Origin of the sequence: Actinosynnema sp. NPDC091369, assembly GCF_044757065.1 — a bacterium.
Lineage (GTDB): Bacteria > Actinomycetota > Actinomycetes > Mycobacteriales > Pseudonocardiaceae > Actinosynnema.
The window spans coordinates 1-19,319 of record NZ_JBIVUG010000011.1 but is presented as its reverse complement, the minus strand read 5'-3'; the positions used below and the strand labels follow the sequence as shown (position 1 = coordinate 19,319).

Here is a 19,319-nt window from a genome sequence, read left to right as displayed (position 1 = left end):
GGCAGTCAGGCGCAGCTGCCTCGGTCAGTCGCCGGAGCGTCGCCCGAACTCGACCTGCTCGACCTGCTTGCCGGACGAGGAACCGCAACCGCAGTCGTCGCCGCAGCCGCCGCCGGAGGCCACGGGCTGCTCCAGCGGGACGATCTTCGGTGTCGTGACCTTGGGGGCCTCGACCTGAGGTGCCTCTGCCTTGGTGCCGCAGCCGCAGTCGTCGCCGCAGCCGCCGCCGGCGGTCACCGACTCGACGACCGGCAGTGCGAACGCGGTCTTCGGCAGCGTCGCCGAGTGCTCGACCCTCGCCTTCGTCGGAGCTGTCACGGTCGTCCTCTGCTTTCCGCCCTTGCCGCCACGCAGCAGCCGCAGGCCGTTGGCGATGATCACGAGGGCGAACGCCTCGTTGATCAGCACACCTTGGGTCAGGGTGAACGCGCCGATCAGCGCCGCGACCACCAGGGCCGCGATGACGACCAGCGACATGGCGACGTTCTGCGCGATGACCCGGTTCGCCCGCCTCGCCAGCCGCACGGTGTACGGCAGCTTGGTCAGGTCGTCGGACATCAGGGCGACGTCGGCGGTCTCCATGGCCACGTCCGTGCCCGCCGCGCCCATGACCACCGCGACGTTGGACGTCGCGAGGGCCGGTGCGTCGTTGACGCCGTCGCCGACCATCGCGACGGTGCCGTGCTCGTCGCGCATGGCGGTGATGGCGGCGCTCTTGTCGGCGGGCATCAGCTCGGCCCGGACGCTCTCGATGCCGAGCTGGTCGGCGATCGACCGGGCGACGCGCTCCCGGTCGCCGGTGAGCATCGTGGTGTGCGCGACGCCGAGCGAGCGCAGCTCGGTGATGGCGGCCTTGGCCTCGGGGCGGAGCTCGTCGGCCACGCCCAGCAGGCCGATCAGGGCGCCGTCCGCGGTCACCGCGACCGGGGTGGCGCCGGCCTGCTCGATCTCGGCCAGCGCGGCGGCGGCCGAGGCGTCCTTGCTGTAGTCGGCGACCCGGCCGACCGCGATCCGGCGACCGTCGACGGTGGCCTCGGCGCCCTTGCCGGCCACGATCGACACGTCGGCCGCGGGCCGGATGTCGATGCCGCGGTCCCGGGCGGCGTGCACGACCGCCTCGGCGATCGGGTGGGTCGCGGCGGCTTCGACCGCGGCGGCCAGGCGCAGCAGCTCGTCGTCGTCGTCGCCGTCCAGCGTGTGCACGGCCACGAGGGCCGGCCGGCCCCGGGTCAGGGTGCCGGTCTTGTCGAACGCGACCGCCTTGAGCCGCCCGAGTTCCTCCAGGTAGGCGCCGCCCTTGATGAGCACGCCGTCACGTGCGGCGCGGGCCACCGCGGACACCACGCTCACGGGTACGGACAGGACCAGCGCGCAGGAGCAGGACACGATCAGCACGACCAGGGCCCGGTAGAACGCGTCGGTGAAGGACAGGCCGAACACCAGCGGCCCGAGGACCACCATGAGGACCGCGACGCCGATCATCGCCGGCGTGTAGATCGCGCCGAACCTGTCGGCGAACCGCTGCGCCCGACCGCGGTTCTGCTGCGCCTCCTCGACCTCGCGGATGACGCGGGCGAGGACGGTGTCCTGGTACTGCTTGGTCACCTTGACGCGCAGGGCTCCGTCACCGTTGAGGGTGCCGCCGTAGACGGCCTCGCCGGGCACGACCTCGACCGGCATGGACTCGCCCGTGATGGCCGAGGTGTCGACCCAGGAGGCGCCCTGGGTGACTTCGCCGTCGGTGGGCAGCCGGGCACCGGGGCGCACCAGCACCAGGTCGTCGACCGCCAGGTCCTCGACCGGCACCGTCTCGACGGCTCCGCCGAAGGTGAACCGCTCCGCCCGGCGCGGCGCCAGGTCCATCAGCTTCTGGATGGACTTGCGCGCCCGGTCGGCGACGAACGACTCCAGGATGATGCCCAGGGAGAAGATCACCACCACGCAGGCGGCCTCGACGAACTTGCCGAGGGGGATCGCTCCGATGACCGCCACGACGAGCAGCACGTTGATCGTGAACCGCTTGTTGCGCAGCATCATCAGGGCGTTGCGCCCCGGGTAGACGATGCCGAAGGCGATGGAGATGATCCCCAGGGTGTTGGCCAACGTGGTGGCCTCGGGCGCGCGCCGGGTCACGATGTCGGCACCGACCATGAACAACGCGGCGATGCCCAACAGGATCATCTCGGGACGCAGCCACCAGCGCGACTTCTTCTGCGGCGCCTCGTCCACGACCGCCGGCTTCTCCGGTTCGAGGGTCAGCCCGGAGGCGGCGGCGGTGCGCAGGAGCACGGTGTCGCTGAGCGTCTTCGGCGCCTGGATCGCGAGCACGCCGGACGCGGAGAGCATCTTGACGTCGCGCACGCCCTCGACCCGGCGCAACGGCGTGAGGTCGCTGGCGCACTCGACGCAGCCCGCGAGGACGCGGTACCGCCGCACCTCCAGGCCCGCTTCCGCCGGAGCGTCCGCCCCGTTGGTTAAGGGTTGTGTGGTCACTGCAGGTCACCCGCCTGTTCGCATAGGGAAGACCACCTAGCGCAACCGACGGTAGAGGTTGGACCGCACTCCAAGGTCAAGCCCTGTTCCCGCCGCTTGACTTGAAGCCGAGTTCAACTTCGAGACTAGCCGCTGCCACCGCGTGAGGAGGAGATCGGTGACTTACGTGATCGCGGAACCCTGCGTCGACGTGATGGACAAGGCGTGCATCGAGGAGTGCCCCGTCGACTGCATCTACGAAGGCGACCGCATGCTCTACATCCACCCCGACGAGTGCGTCGACTGCGGTGCGTGCGAGCCGGTCTGCCCGGTCGAGGCCATCTACTACGAGGACGACGTGCCCGAGCAGTGGGCGCACTACACCAAGGCCAACGCCGACTTCTTCGCGGAGCTGGGGTCGCCCGGGGGCGCCTCGAAGGTCGGCAAGGTCTCGGCCGATCCGCAGGTGATCAGGGACCTGCCCCCGCAGGGCGACCCGGCCTGATCGACCGCACCGGCACGACCGGCAGCCCACCCCGGCGGCACCTTCGACGCGCACCCGGAAGACGAGGGGACACCATGACCACCACCGATCCCATGCCGCCCATCCTCGGTGAACTGGCACGCACGGAGATCCGGGTCCGGCTCGTCGGGAACAACGAGCTCGAGGTCAGCGCGCCGCGCGGGGCGCTGACCGCTCACCTGCGCGACCGCATCGTCGCCGAGAAGCCGGCGATCATCCGCTGGCTGTCCGGATCGGCGCGCGCCGCGCACGCCCTGCCGCAGGTCGTGCCGGACCCGGCGGCGGCCGACGAGCCGTTCCCCTTGTCCGATCTGCAGACCTCGTTCCTCGTGGGCTCCGCCGAGGGGTTGGAGTACCACGTCCGGCCCCACCAGTACATGGAGTTCGACCTGGTTGACCTGGACGTGCGGCGGTTCGTCGACGCGGTGAACCGCAACCTGCTGCGGCAGCGGGACAACCTCGTCGCGGTCACCGAGGACATGCGACTCCGTCGCATCCCCGAGTTCGTCCCGCTGGAGCCGGTGGTGCACGACTTCCGGGGCCTGCCCGCGGACCAGGCGCGGCGTGAACTGCTGCGGATCCGTGAAGGGGTCCGCCGCCGGCAACTGCCGCTCGACCGGTGGCCGTGGCTGGACATCCGGATCAGCCTGCACGGCGAGCGGGACGCCCGCATCCACTACAACAACAACAACTTCTTCAGCGACGGCATGGGCACCAGCCGCTTCCTGGACGCGGTGTTCGGGCTCTACCGGGACCCGGGACTCGTGCTGCCCGAGCTGGAGATCAGCTTCCGGGACTGCGTCGTCACGCTCTCCGAGATCGAGCGGTCACCCCTCGGGCAGGAGTCCGAGAAGTACTGGCGGGACCGCATCCCGGAGTGGCCCGACGCGCCGTCCATCCCGCTGGCGACCGGCGCGCAGGCCCAGGGCAGGTCCGAGCTCAACCGCCGCGAGCTCGTGCTGTCCGCCGAGCAGTGGACCGCGCTCAAGCGGCGTGCCCGGGCGCACGGCCTGACCGACAGCAACGTGATGTACGCGGCCTACGCCGAGGTCGTCGCCACCTGGAGCGGTGCCAAGCACTTCCTGCTCAACAACATGGTCACGCACCGCCTGCCGCTGCACCCGCAGATCGGCGAGATCATGGGCAACTTCGCCTCCCTGTACCCGCTGGAGGTCGACTGGCGGGGCGACGAGCCCTTCGAGGTCAAAGCGCGGAAGCTGCGCGCCCGGGTGTTGCAGGACATGCAGCACACGCACTGGAGCGGGGTGAAGGTGCTCCAAGCGCTCAACCAGCACCGCCGCACCCCCGGCCGGGCCGCGTGCCCGTTCGTCATCAGCAGCGGCCTGTTCATGGGCAAGTTCGACCGGCCCAGCTACTCGACCCTCGAAACACCGCAGGTGCTGCTCGACTGCCAGTTCTGGGAGCAGGACGACGGCACGATGTGGATCGCCTGGGACGTCATCGAGTCGATGTTCCCCGACGGGGTGGTCGACGCCATGCTCGACGCGTTCCACCGGCTCGTCGTCGGTCTGGCGAGCGACGACACGTGGTGGCGGCGCACCGCCTTCGACCTCGTCCCCGACAGCGACCTGGCCGCGCGCCGCGCCCTCAACGAGCTGCCGCACCACGTGCCCGACGGCCTGCTGCACGACGCGCTGGCGGAGCGCGCCGTCGACTCGGCCGACCGGGTCGCCGTGCGGACCCCGACCACCACCGTGACCTACGGCGAGTTGCACGAGCAGAGCGCGCACGTGGCGGCTTCCCTGCGCAACGCGGGCATGACCCCCGGGCAGCTCGTGCCGGTCGTGCTGCCGAAGGGGTGTCGGCAGTCGGCCGCGGTGCTGGGCGTCCTGTCGGCGGGCGGCGCCTACGTCCCCATCGACCCCGAGTGGCCGGCCGACCGGATCGCGCACCTGGTCAAGGCGACCGAAGCCGAGCACGTCGTGACCGTCGACGTCCTGCGCGACCGGGTCGCCGGCATGGGAGACGTGACCGTGCACGTGGTCGGGGAGGAGGTCGCCGACTTCCCGGCCGAGCCGGCAGCCCGGCGGGACCCGCTGGACCTCGCCTACGTCATCTACACCTCCGGTTCCACCGGCACGCCCAAGGGCGCCGCCCTCGACCACCGCGGACCGCTGAACACCGTCGTCGACATCAACGACCGGTTCGGCATCGGCGCGGCGGACGTCGTCTTCGGCATCTCCTCGCTGTGCTTCGACCTGTCCGTCTACGACGTGTTCGGCACCGTCGCGGCCGGCGCGACCCTCGTGCTGCCCGATCCGTCCGAACTGCACGACCCCCGCGCCTGGGTGTCCACCATCCGGTCGGCCGGCGTCACCGTGTGGAACTCGGTCCCGGCGCTGATGCAGCTCGCCGTCGAAGAGGCCGAGGCCACGGGTCTGGACATGCCGTCGTTGAGGGTGATCATGCTCAGCGGCGACTGGATCCCCGTCGACCTCCCCGACCGCATCCGCCGGGTCGCGCCGAACGCCCGCGTCATCAGCCTGGGCGGCGCGACGGAGGCGTCGATCTGGTCGATCCACCACCCCGTTGACGAGGTCGACCCGGCCTGGACCAGCATTCCCTACGGCAAGCCCCTGGGCGGCCAGACCTGGCACGTGCTGGACGAGACCGGCGCCGACGCGCCCACGTGGGTGCCCGGTCACCTGCACATCGGCGGTGTCGGAGTGGCCGTCGGCTACTTCAACGACGAAGAGCGCACCAACGCCGCGTTCGTCACCCACCCGCGGACCGGTGAGAGGCTCTACCGGACCGGCGACCTGGGCCGCTACCTGCCCGACGGCACGATCGAGTTCCTCGGCCGCGCCGACTTCCAGGTCAAGATCCAGGGCTTCCGGGTGGAGCCGGGCGAGATCGAGCACGTCCTCACGCAGCACCCGGCCGTGTCCAGGGCGTTGGTCGCCGTCCGCGACACCGTCGCCGGCCGCCAGCTCGTCGGCTTCGCCGCCGCGTCCGGGGTCGACGGCCGGCAGGTGCGGGAGTTCCTCGCCGAGCGGCTGCCCAGGTACATGGTGCCCGCCACCGTGACGGTCCTCGACCGGCTGCCCCTGACCTCCAACGGCAAGGTGGACCGACGCGCGCTCGATGCGCTCGCCCCCGTCGACGGCGAGCCCGCGAGGGAGTACGTCGCGCCGCGCACCGACCTCGAAACCGACGTGGCCGCCATCTGGGCGTCGGTGCTGGAGTTGCCGCGGGTCGGCGTGTTCGACGACTTCTTCGAGCTCGGCGGTCAGTCCTTCGCGGGCCTCCGGGTGATCAGCCAGATCTCCCGGCAGCTCGGCAAGCGCCTGTCGCTGGGCGCGTTGCTCTCCGGGCGCACCGTCGCGGCGCTGTGCGAGCACCTGAGCCGGGCGCGAGCGTGGTCGACGCTGGTCCCGCTGCGCGAGAACCCCGGCGCGCCCAAGGTCTTCCTGGTGCACCCGGCCGGCGGCAGCGTGCTGGCCTACCGGCCGCTGGCCGAGTCGGTCGACGCCGACTGGTACGCCTTGCAGGCACCCGGACCGGACTCGGGCCAGGAGGTGCCCACCGAGGTCGAGGACTTCGCCGTCCGCTACGTCGAGGAGGTTCGCCGCGTGCAGCCGCACGGGCCGTACGTCCTCGGCGGCTGGTCGTCCGGCGCGGTGATCGCGGCCCACGTCGCGCACAAGCTGGAACTGGGTGGCGACCGCGTGAGCCGCCTGTTCGTGTTCGACTCACCCGCGCCGATGCCGGCGCCGGAGGTCGACCCGGTGTCGATGCTGCTGTGGTTCCTCGAAGACCTCGACATGGGTTTCCTCGCCGACGACGCGACCGCGGACGAACGCGCCGCGCTGCTCGCCGCCGCCGAACCCGATCGCCTGGGTGCGGGCCTGGAGCTGCTCGAACGCCGAACGGGCCGCTCGGTGGCGGTCGACGAGGCGCACCTGCGCAACACGTACGCGGTGTTCACGGGGGTCGTGCACGCCTGCCGACGCCACAAGCCCGCCGTCATCGGCGCCGACGTGCTGGTCGTCCGGGCCGCCGACGGCGCGGTGAGCGAGTTCGCCGACCACCCGCACGCGGCGGACGCCGACTGGGGGTGGCGCACGCTCACCACGGGCACCGCGACCGGGGTCGCCCTGCCGGGCACCCACTACACGCTGCTGACCGACCGGCACGTCACCCCCGTCGCGGACGCCGTGCGCGACCACCTCGAACCAGTGCTGGAGGCACGATCGTGAGTCGCGACTTCCCCCTGCTCGTCGACGTGCTGCGCGACCACGCCGTCGCACGGGCCGACGACATCGCCCTGATCGTGCTCGCCGACGGCGAGACCGAGCACACCCGGCTCACCTACGCCGAGCTCGACGCCCGCGTGCGCGACCTCGCCGCCCGCATGCAGCACGAGGGGCTGGCCGGCGAGCGGGTGATCATCCTGCTGCCCACCAGCGCCGAGTACGTCGTCAGCGTCCTGGCCTGCCTCTACGCGGGTGCCGTGCCCGTGCCGCTCAACCCGCCCACCAAGAGCACGCACCGCGAGCGCGTCGACCACGTCGTGGAGGACTGCCGACCCGCACTGGCGATCGTCGCCTCCACCGACGGGCCGATGGCGCACCTCCCGGAGGAGTACGGCTGCGGTCTGTGGTCCGTCGACGACATCGCCGACCGCACCGGCCACGACTGGACCCCGCCGACGACCCGCCCGCAGGACGTGGCCTACCTCCAGTACACCTCCGGATCCACCAGTCGGCCCCGCGGCGTGGTGGTCACCCACGACAACATCGTCTACCAGCCGGCGCTGTTCAGCACCGGTCTCGGCATGGACTCGCGGGAAGTCGTCGTCACGTGGCTGCCGCTCTTCCACGACTTCGGCCTGATCGCCGGGCTGTTCATGCCGCTGCTGCTGGGCGCCACCACGGTGATGATCCCGCCGCCGGTGTTCGTGCAGCGACCGCTGCGCTGGCTCGCCGCCGTCGGCAAGTACCGCGCGACGGTGTCGTTCAGCCCGAACTTCCCCCTGGACCTGTGCTGCGAGCGCATCACCGAAGAGGAGAAGGCGACGCTGGACCTGAGCACCTGGCGGGTGCTCGCGCTGGGCGCCGAACCGATCCGCGCCGACACCGTCGACCGGTTCGCCGAGGAGTTCGCCTCCTGCGGCTTCCGGCCCGACTCGTTCCGCACGGCCTACGGCATGGCGGAGTCGACGCTGGCGGTCGCCACGCACCCGCCCCGCAACGGGCTCAGGGTCGTCGAGGTCGACGTCGAGGGCTTCGCGCACGGGCGGATCGACGTCGTGCCCGCCGGCACGCCCGGACCACGGCGCCAGCGCCTGCTCAGCAACGGCCCGTCCCTCGGCGACACCCGGGTGGTCGTGGTGGACCCCGAGACCCGCGAGCCCCTGCCGGAAGGCCGCGAGGGTGAGATCTGGTTGAGTGGGCGCACGGTCGCGGCCGGCTACTGGAACCGCCCGGAGGACACCGCCGAGACCTTCGGCGCCCACCTGGCCGACGGCACCGGCCCGTACCTGCGCAGCGGTGACCTCGGCACGCTGATCGACCGCGAGGTCTACATCACCAGCCGCCGCAAGGACCTGATCATCATCCGCGGGCGCAACCACCACCCGCAGGACATCGAGCTGACGATGACCGACGCCCACCCGGCGCTCAACCGCGGGCTCGGTGTGGCGTTCTCGGTGGACGTCGACGGCGAGGAGCGCCTGGTCGTCGTCCAGGAGCTCAAGCGCACCGAACGGGGCAAGCACGACCTGGCCGAAGTCGCGCGGAAGGTGCGCGGGGCCGTCGCCGAAGAGCACGACGTGGCCATCGACACCGTCGTGTTCATCCGGCCCGCGTCGCTGCCCGTGACCACCAGCGGCAAGGTCCGCAGGCAGTTCACCAAGCAGGCGTACCTGCGCGGGGAGCTCAAGGTCGAGCACGTCTCCGGCCCGGTGACCGCCCGCACGCCCACCGCGGCCGTCGAGGCCCACGACACGGCGTCCGTCGTCGAGTGGCTGCGCGCCCGCGTTGCCGCCCGGACCGGTCTCACGCCCGCCGACGTCCCGGTGGACGCGACGTTCGGCGGTCTGGGCCTGGACTCGGCCCAAGCCCTGGGCCTCAGCGGCGACCTCGCCGCGTGGCTCGGCCGACCCGTCGACCCCGCCACCCTCTACGGCAACCCGACGATCCTCCGCTTGGCCGTCGCCCTCACCACCGGCGCCGGGACGCCGGCGGTCGTCGAACCGCCCGCGCCGACCGAACCGGTCGCCGTGGTCGGCATGGCGTGCGCGTTCCCCGGCGCGGACTCGGTCGAGGGGTACTGGTCGTTGCTGGTCGAGGGACGCGACGCGGTGACCGAGGTGCCGGCCGACCGCTGGTCGACCGACTCGTGGTATCGGGAGGGCACACCGACCCCGGGCCACAGCACCACCAAGTGGGGAGGGTTCCTGCCCGACGTCGGCGGGTTCGACGCGCGGTTCTTCGGCATCTCCGCCGAGGAGGCCGCGGCGATGGACCCGCAGCAGCGACTGCTGCTCACGACCACGTGGCGGGCGCTCGAAGACGCCGGTGTCCCGGCCGACGCGGTCGCGGGCTCCGCCGTCGGCGTCTTCGTCGGCATCAGCACCACCGACTACGGCCGGCTCATGGTCCGCGACCACGTCGAGCCGGGCCCCTACACCGGCACCGGGACGTCGTCGAGCGTCGCGGCCGGGCGCATCTCCTACTTCCTCGACCTCACCGGGCCGAGCGCGTCGATCGACACGGCGTGCTCCTCCTCGCTGGTAGCGGTGCACACCGCGTGCGAGAGCCTGCGACGGGGTGAGTGCGACACCGCGATCGTCGGTGGCGTCAACCTGCTGCTCGACCCGGATCTCGTGGTGGCGTTCTCCCAAGCCGGGATGATGTCGCCGACCGGGAGCTGCAAGACCTTCGACGCCTCGGCCGACGGGTACGTGCGCGGTGAGGGCTGCGGCGTGGTCGTGCTCAAGCGCCAGGCCGACGCCGAACGCGACCAGGACCGGGTCCGGGCGCTGGTCGTGGGCTCGGCGGTCAACCAGGACGGTCGCAGCAACACCCTCACCGCGCCCAACGCACGGGCACAGCAGGCGGTCATGCGGCGCGCGCTGACCGACTCCGGCCTGGCTCCGGGCGACGTCGGCTACGTCGAGGCCCACGGCACCGGCACGAGCCTCGGCGACCCCGTCGAGCTGGCCGGCATCGCCGCCGTCTACGGCGCACCTGACGCGAAGGGCCCGCTCTGGGTGGGTTCGGCGAAGACCAACCTCGGCCACCTGGAAGCCGCCGCCGGCGTCGCGGGCCTGCTCAAGGCGATCCTGGCGGTCGAGCACGGCCTCGTGCCGGCCCACCTGCACTTCGACCGGCTCAACCCGCACATCACGCTGGACGGCACCCGGTGCCGCATCCCGACCCGACCGCAGCCGTGGTCGGACGAGCAGGGCCCTCGCGTGGCCGCGGTCAGCTCGTTCGGGTTCAGCGGCACCAATGCGCACGTGATCGTCCGCCAGGCGCCGCGACCCCACCGCCCGACGGATGACGACCCGAGCGCCTGGCGGATGCTGCCGCTGTACGCCAAGAGCGCCCGCGCGCTCGCCGACCTGACCGACGCCGCGGTCGACGTGCTGGACCGGGCCGATCGCGGCGCGGACTTCGCCGCGTTGTGCCGCGTCGCCCACCGCCGCACCCGCTTCCCGCACCGCGCGGTCGTCGTCGCGCGCACGGCGGGGGAGGCGTCCGAAGCACTGCGCGAGCACCGGTCCGGGACACCGTCCGCCTTCGTCCTCACCGGCACCGCGCCCGACACCGGACCGGGACCGCTCGCCTGGTTGTTCCCCGGCCAGGGGTTCGCGCGCACCGGCATGGCCCGACCGCTGTACCGGCGCCATGAGGTCTTCCGCGACGCCCTCGCGGAAGTCGACGCGATCGCGCGGGACGACCTCGGTGTCTCCCTGTTGCCCACGCTCGCGGGCGTGGAAGGCGAACTGGTCGACCTGGCTCAGACCCGTTACGGGCAACCCGCCATGTTCGCCACCCAGTACGCCGTCGCGCGGCTGTGGCGGGAGCTCGGCGTCGAACCCGACTACCTCATCGGTCACAGCCTGGGCGAGTTGACCGCCGCGGCGATCTCCGGCGTGCTCACCCTGGAAGACGCCACCGGTCTCGTCCTGCTGCGCGCGCGCCTCATGCAGCAGACTCCGCCCGGCGCCATGTACGCCGTGCGCACACAGCACGTCGAGGAACTGCTGGGCGAGCTCCAGGACGGTGACGTCGCCGTCGCGGCGTTGAACAGCCCGGAGGACGTCACCATCTCCGGCCCGGAAGAGGCCGCGGAGGAGTGCGCGGCACGCTGGGTCCGACGCGGTGCCAAGGTGACCAGGTTGAACGTCAACCGGGCGTTCCACTCGCCGCTCATGGACCCCGTGCTCGACGCCTTCGCCGACCGGGCGCGGCACGTCCGCCACCACGAACCCCGCATCCCGGTCGTCTCGACGCTCGACGGCGAGCTGCTGCCCGCCTCCGGGTCGACCGGCGCCCACTGGGTCGACCAGGTGCGCCGCCCGGTCCGGTTCGCGGAGGGCCTGAAGACCCTCGGCCGCCTCGGCGTCCGGCACTTCGCCGAGATGAGCCCCGAACCCGTGCTGTCCCCGCTCGGGCCGCGCAGCGTGCCCGACGCGACCTGGCTGACCAGTGGCCACCGACAGGACGACGACGATCGGCGACTGGTGCTGTCCCTCGCCGCCTGGCACAGCTCCGGCGGCACGGTCGCAGCCCCGCCCGCCGACGGCCCTGCCGACCCGGCCGCACTGCCGGGTCACCCCCTGCGGGCCGACCGCCACTGGTACACCCCGGGCGTGGTCGGGAAGCGCCGCGCGCCCGGTCACCCCCTGCTCGGTCATCGCGTCGACATCGCCGGCGCGCCCAGCGAGTGGTTCTCGTCCGAATTCGGCGCGACCCGGCCGTGGTTCGTCGAGCAGCACCGGATCGGCGGGACCGCCCTGCTGCCGGGCGCGGCGATGATCGAGTGGATCACGGCCGCGACGAAGGCCGTGCTCGGCGGGGACGCGTGGACCATCGACGACGTCCGGTTCACCAGCGCACTGGCCCTCGAACCCGGTCGAACGGCAGCCGTGCAGGCAGTCGTCGACCCGGCCGGGGGAGCGGTCGACTGCTACGCCCGCACCGGTGGCGACGACCGCTGGACGCCCAGGGCGCGATCCGGCGCCGGGCGCCGTGGTGCCGCCGCGCCCGAAGCAGGCCGTTCCGCGGAGCAACTGGCGTGGGAGTTGGTCCGGCAGGACCCCGACGCGCTGTACTCGCGTTTCGCCGCGGCGGGTATGGCCTACGGGCCCGCGTTCCGCGGAGTCCGGCAGCTGTGGCTCGGGCATGACGAGGCCGTGGGGCGGATCAGCGTGGACACCGGGCGTCCGGAAGACGGGTCCTACACGCTGCACCCGGTGGTGCTCGACGCCTGTCTGCACGTCGCCGCCGCCTTCATCCCCGACCTGCCCAGCCCTCTGGTGCCCGTCGCGGTCGACCAGGTCGTGGTGCACGCCGCGCTGCCCGGCGACCTGTGGTCCCACGCCCGGTCCCGTGGCGTGCGGGACTCCGGCGAGCACGTCGTCGACGTGCGGCTGACCTCCACCACCGGCACCGTCCTCGCCGAACTGCGCGGGCTCGTCCTGCGCCCTCTCGGCACCGCGATCCACGCACCGCTGCGCCAGTACACGGTGGACTGGGTGCGGGCGGAGACGCCGGATCCCGCGCGTCCCGGTGGGGATTGGCTGCTCGTCGGGCCCGACGCGGACACCACCCGGGACTGGGAGGAGCGCCTGCGTGCCAAGGGCATCTCCGCGTCCGGGTACGCAGGACGCGATGTGCCCGGCGACGTCACCGGCATAGTGGTCATCGGGGCGACACCGAGCGGCGACGACCTGGCCGGGTTCGAGGAGTCCGCGCGGCGCGCCGTCCTGCCGCTCCGGGAGCTGCTGCCGGCCCTGGCCGCCCGTCGCCCGACGATCGCCCTGTGCACCGAGCACGCGGCCGGCACGCCCGGTGACGTGCCGCGCGTGGCGCGTGCCGCACTCGCCGGCGTCGCCGCCGCCCTGACCGCGGAGTACCCCGACCTGCCGGTGGTCCACGTCGACCACGACGGGAACGCGGAGCCGTCCGACGTGGTGACCCGGGCCGTCGGACTCGGCGGATCGGGCAGGCTCGTGCTGCGCGACGGCGAGTGGCGGCAAGCCCGGTTGCGCGCCGCCGAGCCGGACTCCGTCGACTTCACGCCCCGCGCGGACGGCACGTTCATGATCACCGGCGGCTGGGGCGCGCTCGGCCGCGTCACCGCCCGGCACCTGGTCGAGCGCGGCGCGCGGCACATCGCGCTGGTGGGCAGGCACCGGCCCGAACCGGACCCCGAGTGGGTCGTGGAACTCCGCGAGCGGGCCGAGGTCGTGCTGCTGACCGCCGACGTCACCGACGAGAGCGACCTGCGCGACGCGCTGGCCAGGATCTCCGAGAACATGCCGCCGCTGTGCGGCGTCGTCCACGCCGCGGGCACCACCGACGACGGGGCCTTCGCCGACCTCGACTGGTCCCGGTTCGAGCACGTCCTGGCCGCCAAGGCGCGCGGGGCCTGGAACCTGCACCGACTCACGCGCGGCCGGCAGCTGGACCTGTTCGTGGTGTTCTCGTCCCTCGCCTCGCTGATCGGGTCCGCCGGGCAGGCGAACTACGTCGTGGCCAACGCCTTCCTCGACGCCTTGACGGACGTGCGGCGGGCCCAGGGGATGCGCGGCACCAGCGTCAACTGGGGACCGTGGTCGGACGGTGGCCTCGCGACCGGCGAAGGGCTGGCCGACAAGCTCGCCCGCGGCGGCCTGCACGGCATCGGCGACGACGAAGGGGCGTCCGTGCTGTCGGCGGTGCTCGCGGGCGGCCACACCCGGCTCGGCGTGGCCAAGGTCGACTGGGACCGCTACGTCGCCGTCAACGGCGGATCCGCCGTCAACACGCTGCTCGCGGACCTCACCCGGAGCGCCGTTCAGGCGGCGCCGACGGCACCGGACGTGAACGAGCTGGTCCTCACCGACCCCGAGGGGGCGGAAGCGCGGGTGACCGACCTCCTGCTCCGGGAAACGTCGGTGCTGCTGGGGCTGAGCGCGGTCGACCGGGAGGAGCTGCGGGCGAGGTTCGCGGACACCAAGCTGACCAACCTCGGCCTGGACTCCCTCATGGGCGTCCGGTTGCGGGACCGGCTGCTCACCGGCCTGTCGGTCGCGCTGCCCGGCGAGGCGCTCTTCGACGGCAGCACCGTCCGGGACATCGTGAAGGACCTGTGCAAGCAGATCGCCGTGAAAGCGGTCGTGCGTGCGGAGGACGTGCCCGGGTCCGACGACCTGGAGGTCGTCCGGTTGTGATCGGCTAACGGTGGCCGGTGTCCACGAGGGAGTCCCCCGCGGTCGACGGGGGTTCGGCCTCGTGGGCATCGGCTGCCGGCCGATCGGGACCGAACATGATCACCAGCACGCCGACCAGGCAGATCCCGACACCGATCAGGTCCCAGCGGTCCGGGCGGAACCTGTCCACGACCACGCCCCAGATCAGCGCGCCGATGATGAACACGCCACCGTAGGCGGCGAGGACCCGGCCGAAGTTCGAGTCCGGTTGCAGCGCGGCCACGAAACCGTAGAAGCCGAGGACCACCACACCGCCCGCCAACCACAGCAGGCCGCGGTGCTCCCGCAGACCCTGCCAGATCAACCACGTGCCGCCGATCTCGGCGAGCGCGGCCAGCGCGAACAGGACCACGGTCTTGATGGGCATGGGGCCATGATAGGTCACGCTGAAGTAATGCTCGGCCACGCCCAGTATTCGAGATGCGGAACGTGAGGTGGGTCATGCTCCGATTAGGCGTCGAAGTTCACTCGTTCGCACCAGTTGCTGATGGGTAATGCGCTGAGGACGAGCTGGTCCGGCCATGGTCGGGCAGGTGAAGTCATTCCCTTTGCCGCACGTCCGGGCATTGCGGTCGAGGCCGCGCTGTCGGTCGGAGAAATCGATCGGACAATGAAAAGGTTCGGCTTCGCGCTTTCGCGCGGTCGTCCCGAGAGGTGGCAGGGAGTAGGATCGGGACATGGAATCTGCGCACATGACGGTTGCGGGCTTGTCCCGGCGCACCGGGGTTCCGAGCGACAGCATTCGGTATTACGAACGCGTCGGCCTGCTGCCGAAACCGCCGCGCACCGACGCCGGCTACCGCCGGTACGACGAGGACGCCGTCGACCGGCTCCGGTTCATCCAGGGGGCGCAGCGCCTCGGGCTCCGGCTGCGTGAGATCAACGAGCTGCTGTCGATCCGCGACACCGGGACCTGCCCCTGCGGTGACGCGGCGGTGCTGCTGCGCGATCGCATGGAAGAGATCGACAACGAGATGAAGCGCCTCCAGGCGCTGAAGAGCGAACTCTCCGCGATGGTCCGTCAGCTCCCCAGCACCGACTGCCCGAATCCCGAACCGGGTGTGTGGCGACCTCCGGTCCGAGTCGCGGGCTGATCCGAACACGCGTCAGGGGGCTCCGACCGAACCAGGTCGGAGCCCCCTGACGTGGTCAGTTCGAGCCGCCGGCGCGCACCGCCGCCCTGGCCCGCGACTTGCGGGTGAAGTACGAGATCGGGATCACCGACAGGGTCACGCCCAGGCCGACGATGATGACGTCGACACCCCATTGGAGACCGCCGAACACGAGCAGCACGGTGTTGAACACGAACAGCGCCACGGCCACGCCGACGAAAGCCCTCCCGAGGTGGAAGCCCTCGTCGTCGTCGCGCCGGAAGCGGCGCAGCGTCAGGTAGGCGATCGGCAGCAGGACGAACACCACCAGGTAGCCGAAGGTCGCCGCGGCCACCACGCTCACCACCCGGGTGCCGAAGACCACGAGCATGATGACGATCACCACCGCGTCGAACGCGATGGACCCGACCGGCGCGCCCCGCTTGTTCGTCCTGCCGAACACCTTCGGGAGGTGGCCGTCCTGCGCCATCTGGTGGATGGTCCGGGACGACCCGATGATGAAGATCTCGGCGCCCAGCACGAGGACCGCCGCCAGGCCGAGCCCGACGGTGTACTCGCCGGCCGGGCCGAGGGTGATCCCGCCGATCTCGGCGAAGACCGTGAACGGGTCGCGTTGCAACCCCTCCACGCCGACGACGCCGAACATGGAGATCGGCACGAGCGTGAAGGCGGCGATCGCGATGCCCGCGGAGATCGACATGACGCGCTTCATGTACCGCTCGGGCCGCTTGATCTCCGCGCACACCGTCGACGCCATCTCCGCCGCGTAGGCTGCCCACGTCGCGATGAACATCCACTTCAACACGATGCCGGCCACACCCCACCCGCCTGTCGGCGCGTCCTCGGGGAGCGCGGTGGGCAGGACCCGGGCCACGTCGAAGGACTCCGGGTGGAACACCGGCGTCAGAACCACAATGGACACCACACCGAGGGCGACCACCGCCAGCGCCGCGTTGACCATCGTGGACAAGCGCAGACCGAGCGCGGTGACGAAGTAGAGGGCGACGCCGATGACGACGGCCAGGAGGATGACGTTGCCGCTCGGCCAGAACAGCGACTTGAGGTAGGTCGCGGCGAGGATCAGGTTGACCGCGATGCCGGGGGTCCAGGCGAACCAGTACGCCCAGGAGGACAGCGCTCCCAGCGTCGGTGACCCCTTGGTGGTGGCGCGGTAGGCGAACTGCGCCGTGCCGCCGGCGCGCCCGGTGAACCGGGACGCCAGCTCGGCGATCAGCAGGCACTGCAGGGCGCCGACGACCGCCGTGCCGATCCAGACCCAGATGGAGGCGTTGCCGATCTCCGCGGCCATCTCGGCCATGGACACCGCGATCATGAGGGACGCTCCGACGGCGACCAGGATCGACGTCCACCAGGACGCCGTCACCGGCAGCTTGCTCCGGCCGGGGAACACCGCTTCGTCGACGCCGGTTCCCCCTCGGGGCCGTTCGATGGTCGTGCGGCCGGATAACGAACCTTCGTGTGCACGGGACACGGGACCTCCTCGTGGGCGGGCGCGATGGCAGGCCGATCGACGGCCACAGCAACCCCGGATGTCCCACATGCCTGGAACGTCGTCACCTCGTGCGCACGGCGTGGACGTCCACAGTGGCCGGAACCCGCGACTGGTCCGGTCGAGTAGCGAACCTAGGGCGAACCCCCGCTCGCCGCAACGTTGTGGCGCAAGACTCACTTATTCGGCGGCACCTGTAATAGTTCTGTGGCCGAAAAGCGTCGATCGCGACACGGCGTTGCTCCACCAGGGTGATCGCCGGCGCGCCTTCGGTCGCGAATGGGCCCGTGCGGCGGGGGTTGACTTGAAGCCGGGTTCAACTACGAGACTACGACCAGCAAGCGATCCCGGATGATCACGCAACGACTCGACCGGTCTCCCGCCGCGACCGGGAACCGGCACAGCCTCAGGTGGAGGGTGCTGCGGGACGCCCGCAGGAACCCCCACCGGCGGACCACATCGGACAACTCCGTTCGTGACACCGAACGGACGCGAACGCGCGCGCCCGGCTACCGGGGGAGCGCGCCTCGTCGACAGCTTGGAGGGCAGGCGGGCCATGGCAAACCTTCTGAAGAAGGCTTATGACGCCACGTGGGGGAAGTACGTCTTCGCCGGGATGTACGACAAGTTCCTGGCGAAGGTGGAGGGTTACGGCCTGTCGGAGAAGCGTGCGGAGTTCCTCAAGCCCGCGTACGGCCGGACCATCGAGCTGGGCACCGGCACGGGGCTGAACCTGCCGCACTACCCGGACACCGTCGACGAGTTGATCCTGACCGAGCCGTACCCGCACATGGTGGCCAAGCTCGAGGAGAAGACCCGCAACGACCCGCGGCGCATCCAGCTCGTCGTGGCGGGCGCGGAGAAGCTGCCCTACCCCGACGGCTACTTCGACACGGTGGCGGCGGCGATGATCCTGTGCACCGTGCCCGACCCGCAACCCGCGCTGCGGGAGATCGAGCGCGTGCTGAAGCCGGGTGGGCAGTACCTGTTCCTGGAGCACGTCCGCAACAAGGACCCGCGGGTGGCCCGGAAGCAGGACATCATCCAGAAGGGGTGGTACTGGTTCGGCAACGAGTGCCACTGCAACCGCCCGACGGTGCAGACGTTGCAGAACTCGTCGCTGGAGATCGCCGACATCCAGGAGACGAAGATGCCCGGTGCGTGGGAGTTCATCGAGGCCATGGTGATCGGCCGTGCGGTGCGCCCGGCCAACCCGGGCGCCAAGCCGCTGACCGTGTCGGCCGCCGCCAACGGCCACGCGCACGCGGACGCGGACTGCGACTGCTGAGCCGACCCGCACCGCGGCGGGCCGTCCCACGGGGCGGCCCGCCGCACCGCACCCCAGACCTCCGGCCGAGGACGCGTCGAGGCACCGTGGCGAAGATCCGCATCACCAGGCTCGCCGAGATCACCGGCTTCACCCCGGCCACGATCCGGTTCTACGAGAACACGGGACTGCTCCCCGCCGCGTCCCGGACGTCCAGCGGCCATCGCGTCTACCACGACCGCGATGTCGACCGACTGCGGTTCATCGCCCGCGGCAAGCACATGGGCCTGGCGCTCGACGAGATCCGCGACCTGATCCACAGCTGCGGCGACGACCCCGGCGCAGCGGACCTCGACCGGGTGCTGGGGACTCTCCGCACCAGGATCGCCGAGGTCAACGAGCGGGTCGCGGAGCTGTCCGCGTTCTCCGCGCAGCTCGTGGGCAGCCTGTGGGCGGTCCGGTCACACCGCGCACCGGACGCCGCGTCCGTCGAACCGGGGTGCCGGGAGCACTGGGCCCGGGTGCTGTCGCACCCCCACACCCGCAGCCACGGCGACGCCCTGATCACCTTCACGTTCCCGAGCAGTCCGGCGCTGGTCCCCGTCCTCACCGACCTCGTGGCGCACGAGGTCGGGTGCGGCCCGTCGGCGGCGATCCTGTTGCGCTGCACGGGTCACGTCGCCGTGCTGGAAGTGGCCGCCGCGGACGCGACCCGCCGACTGATCTCCGACCTGTCGGAGGAGTCGACACGGGGTGAGGGTGATCACCCGGAGGAGTCGGGTCGACCCGGTCGAGGAACGGCCGGGTGACCGGTCGGGGGCGAGGTCGGCTTCGGCAGCTCGACCTCGCCCCCGACTTCGTCGCTAGTAGCGGTAGTGCTCGGGCTTGTACGGGCCCTCGACGTCGACGTCGATGTACTCGGCCTGGTCCTTGGTCAGCTTGGTGAGCTTGCCGCCCAGCGCTTCCAGGTGGATGCGGGCGACCTT

At 71.6% G+C, this 19,319-nt stretch carries 9 protein-coding genes and 3 pseudogenes; 8 read left to right on the top strand and 4 right to left on the bottom strand.

Translation table 11 applies throughout. The annotated features are described in order from the left end of the window. Positions 1 to 24: 24 nt before the first annotated feature. Positions 25 to 2,493 (bottom strand): heavy metal translocating P-type ATPase, encoded by a 2,469-nt coding sequence (locus ACIQMJ_RS31620; protein ID WP_499764647.1) that lies wholly within the window; start codon positions 2,491 to 2,493, stop codon positions 25 to 27. A 157-nt stretch (positions 2,494 to 2,650) separates the two neighbouring features. Here ACIQMJ_RS31620 and fdxA point away from each other — a divergent pair, with 157 nt between their 5' ends. The 5 genes and pseudogenes from fdxA to ACIQMJ_RS31595 all read left to right on the top strand — a co-directional run bounded on the left by fdxA (position 2,651) and on the right by ACIQMJ_RS31595 (position 14,405). Beyond that, the gene (gene fdxA, locus ACIQMJ_RS31615) at positions 2,651 to 2,977 is read left to right on the top strand and encodes a ferredoxin (protein WP_141982665.1); all 327 of its coding nucleotides are present in this window, start codon (positions 2,651 to 2,653) and stop codon (positions 2,975 to 2,977) included. Between the two features lie 74 nt (positions 2,978 to 3,051). After that, a pseudogene (locus ACIQMJ_RS31610) lies at positions 3,052 to 4,239 on the top strand (condensation domain-containing protein); the annotation flags it as partial. Further along, a pseudogene (locus ACIQMJ_RS31605) lies at positions 4,237 to 5,878 on the top strand (amino acid adenylation domain-containing protein); the annotation flags it as partial. The pseudogenes ACIQMJ_RS31610 and ACIQMJ_RS31605, both read left to right, overlap by 3 nt. Further along, positions 5,854 to 7,215 (top strand): thioesterase II family protein, encoded by a 1,362-nt coding sequence (locus ACIQMJ_RS31600; RefSeq protein WP_499764836.1) that lies wholly within the window; start codon positions 5,854 to 5,856, stop codon positions 7,213 to 7,215. The pseudogene ACIQMJ_RS31605 and the gene ACIQMJ_RS31600, both read left to right, overlap by 25 nt. Next, on the top strand, positions 7,212 to 14,405 hold the full coding sequence (locus tag ACIQMJ_RS31595) for a type I polyketide synthase (RefSeq protein ID WP_499764646.1): 7,194 nt from the start codon (positions 7,212 to 7,214) through the stop codon (positions 14,403 to 14,405). The genes ACIQMJ_RS31600 and ACIQMJ_RS31595 overlap by 4 nt, the downstream gene beginning before the upstream one ends. Positions 14,406 to 14,490: 85 nt before the next feature. On the opposite strand, the pseudogene ACIQMJ_RS31590 reads toward ACIQMJ_RS31595, so the two are convergent. Further along, positions 14,491 to 14,811: pseudogene (locus ACIQMJ_RS31590) on the bottom strand (YnfA family protein); the annotation flags it as partial. 310 nt (positions 14,812 to 15,121) lie between these two features. On the opposite strand from ACIQMJ_RS31590, the gene ACIQMJ_RS31585 reads away from it, so the two are divergent. Then, positions 15,122 to 15,538: a heavy metal-responsive transcriptional regulator gene (locus tag ACIQMJ_RS31585; protein ID WP_499764645.1), complete on the top strand. Its 417-nt coding sequence runs from the start codon at positions 15,122 to 15,124 to the stop codon at positions 15,536 to 15,538. A 55-nt stretch (positions 15,539 to 15,593) separates the two neighbouring features. On the opposite strand, the gene ACIQMJ_RS31580 is transcribed toward ACIQMJ_RS31585, so the two are convergent. Continuing rightward, positions 15,594 to 17,048, bottom strand: a complete 1,455-nt coding sequence (locus ACIQMJ_RS31580; RefSeq protein WP_499764644.1) for an APC family permease — start codon at positions 17,046 to 17,048, stop codon at positions 15,594 to 15,596. A gap of 574 nt (positions 17,049 to 17,622) precedes the next feature. On the opposite strand from ACIQMJ_RS31580, the gene ACIQMJ_RS31575 reads away from it, so the two are divergent. Together ACIQMJ_RS31575 and ACIQMJ_RS31570 are read left to right on the top strand one after the other, a co-directional pair. After that, positions 17,623 to 18,354, top strand: a complete 732-nt coding sequence (locus ACIQMJ_RS31575) for a class I SAM-dependent methyltransferase (RefSeq protein ID WP_499764643.1) — start codon at positions 17,623 to 17,625, stop codon at positions 18,352 to 18,354. Between the two features lie 86 nt (positions 18,355 to 18,440). Next, complete coding sequence (locus ACIQMJ_RS31570) at positions 18,441 to 19,142, top strand: MerR family transcriptional regulator (RefSeq protein ID WP_499764642.1); 702 nt, start codon at positions 18,441 to 18,443, stop codon at positions 19,140 to 19,142. A 54-nt stretch (positions 19,143 to 19,196) separates the two neighbouring features. Here ACIQMJ_RS31570 and ACIQMJ_RS31565 read toward each other — a convergent pair. Beyond that, the coding region (locus tag ACIQMJ_RS31565) for an adenosylhomocysteinase (RefSeq protein WP_499764835.1) at positions 19,197 to 19,319 on the bottom strand (123 nt) is incomplete at its 5' end.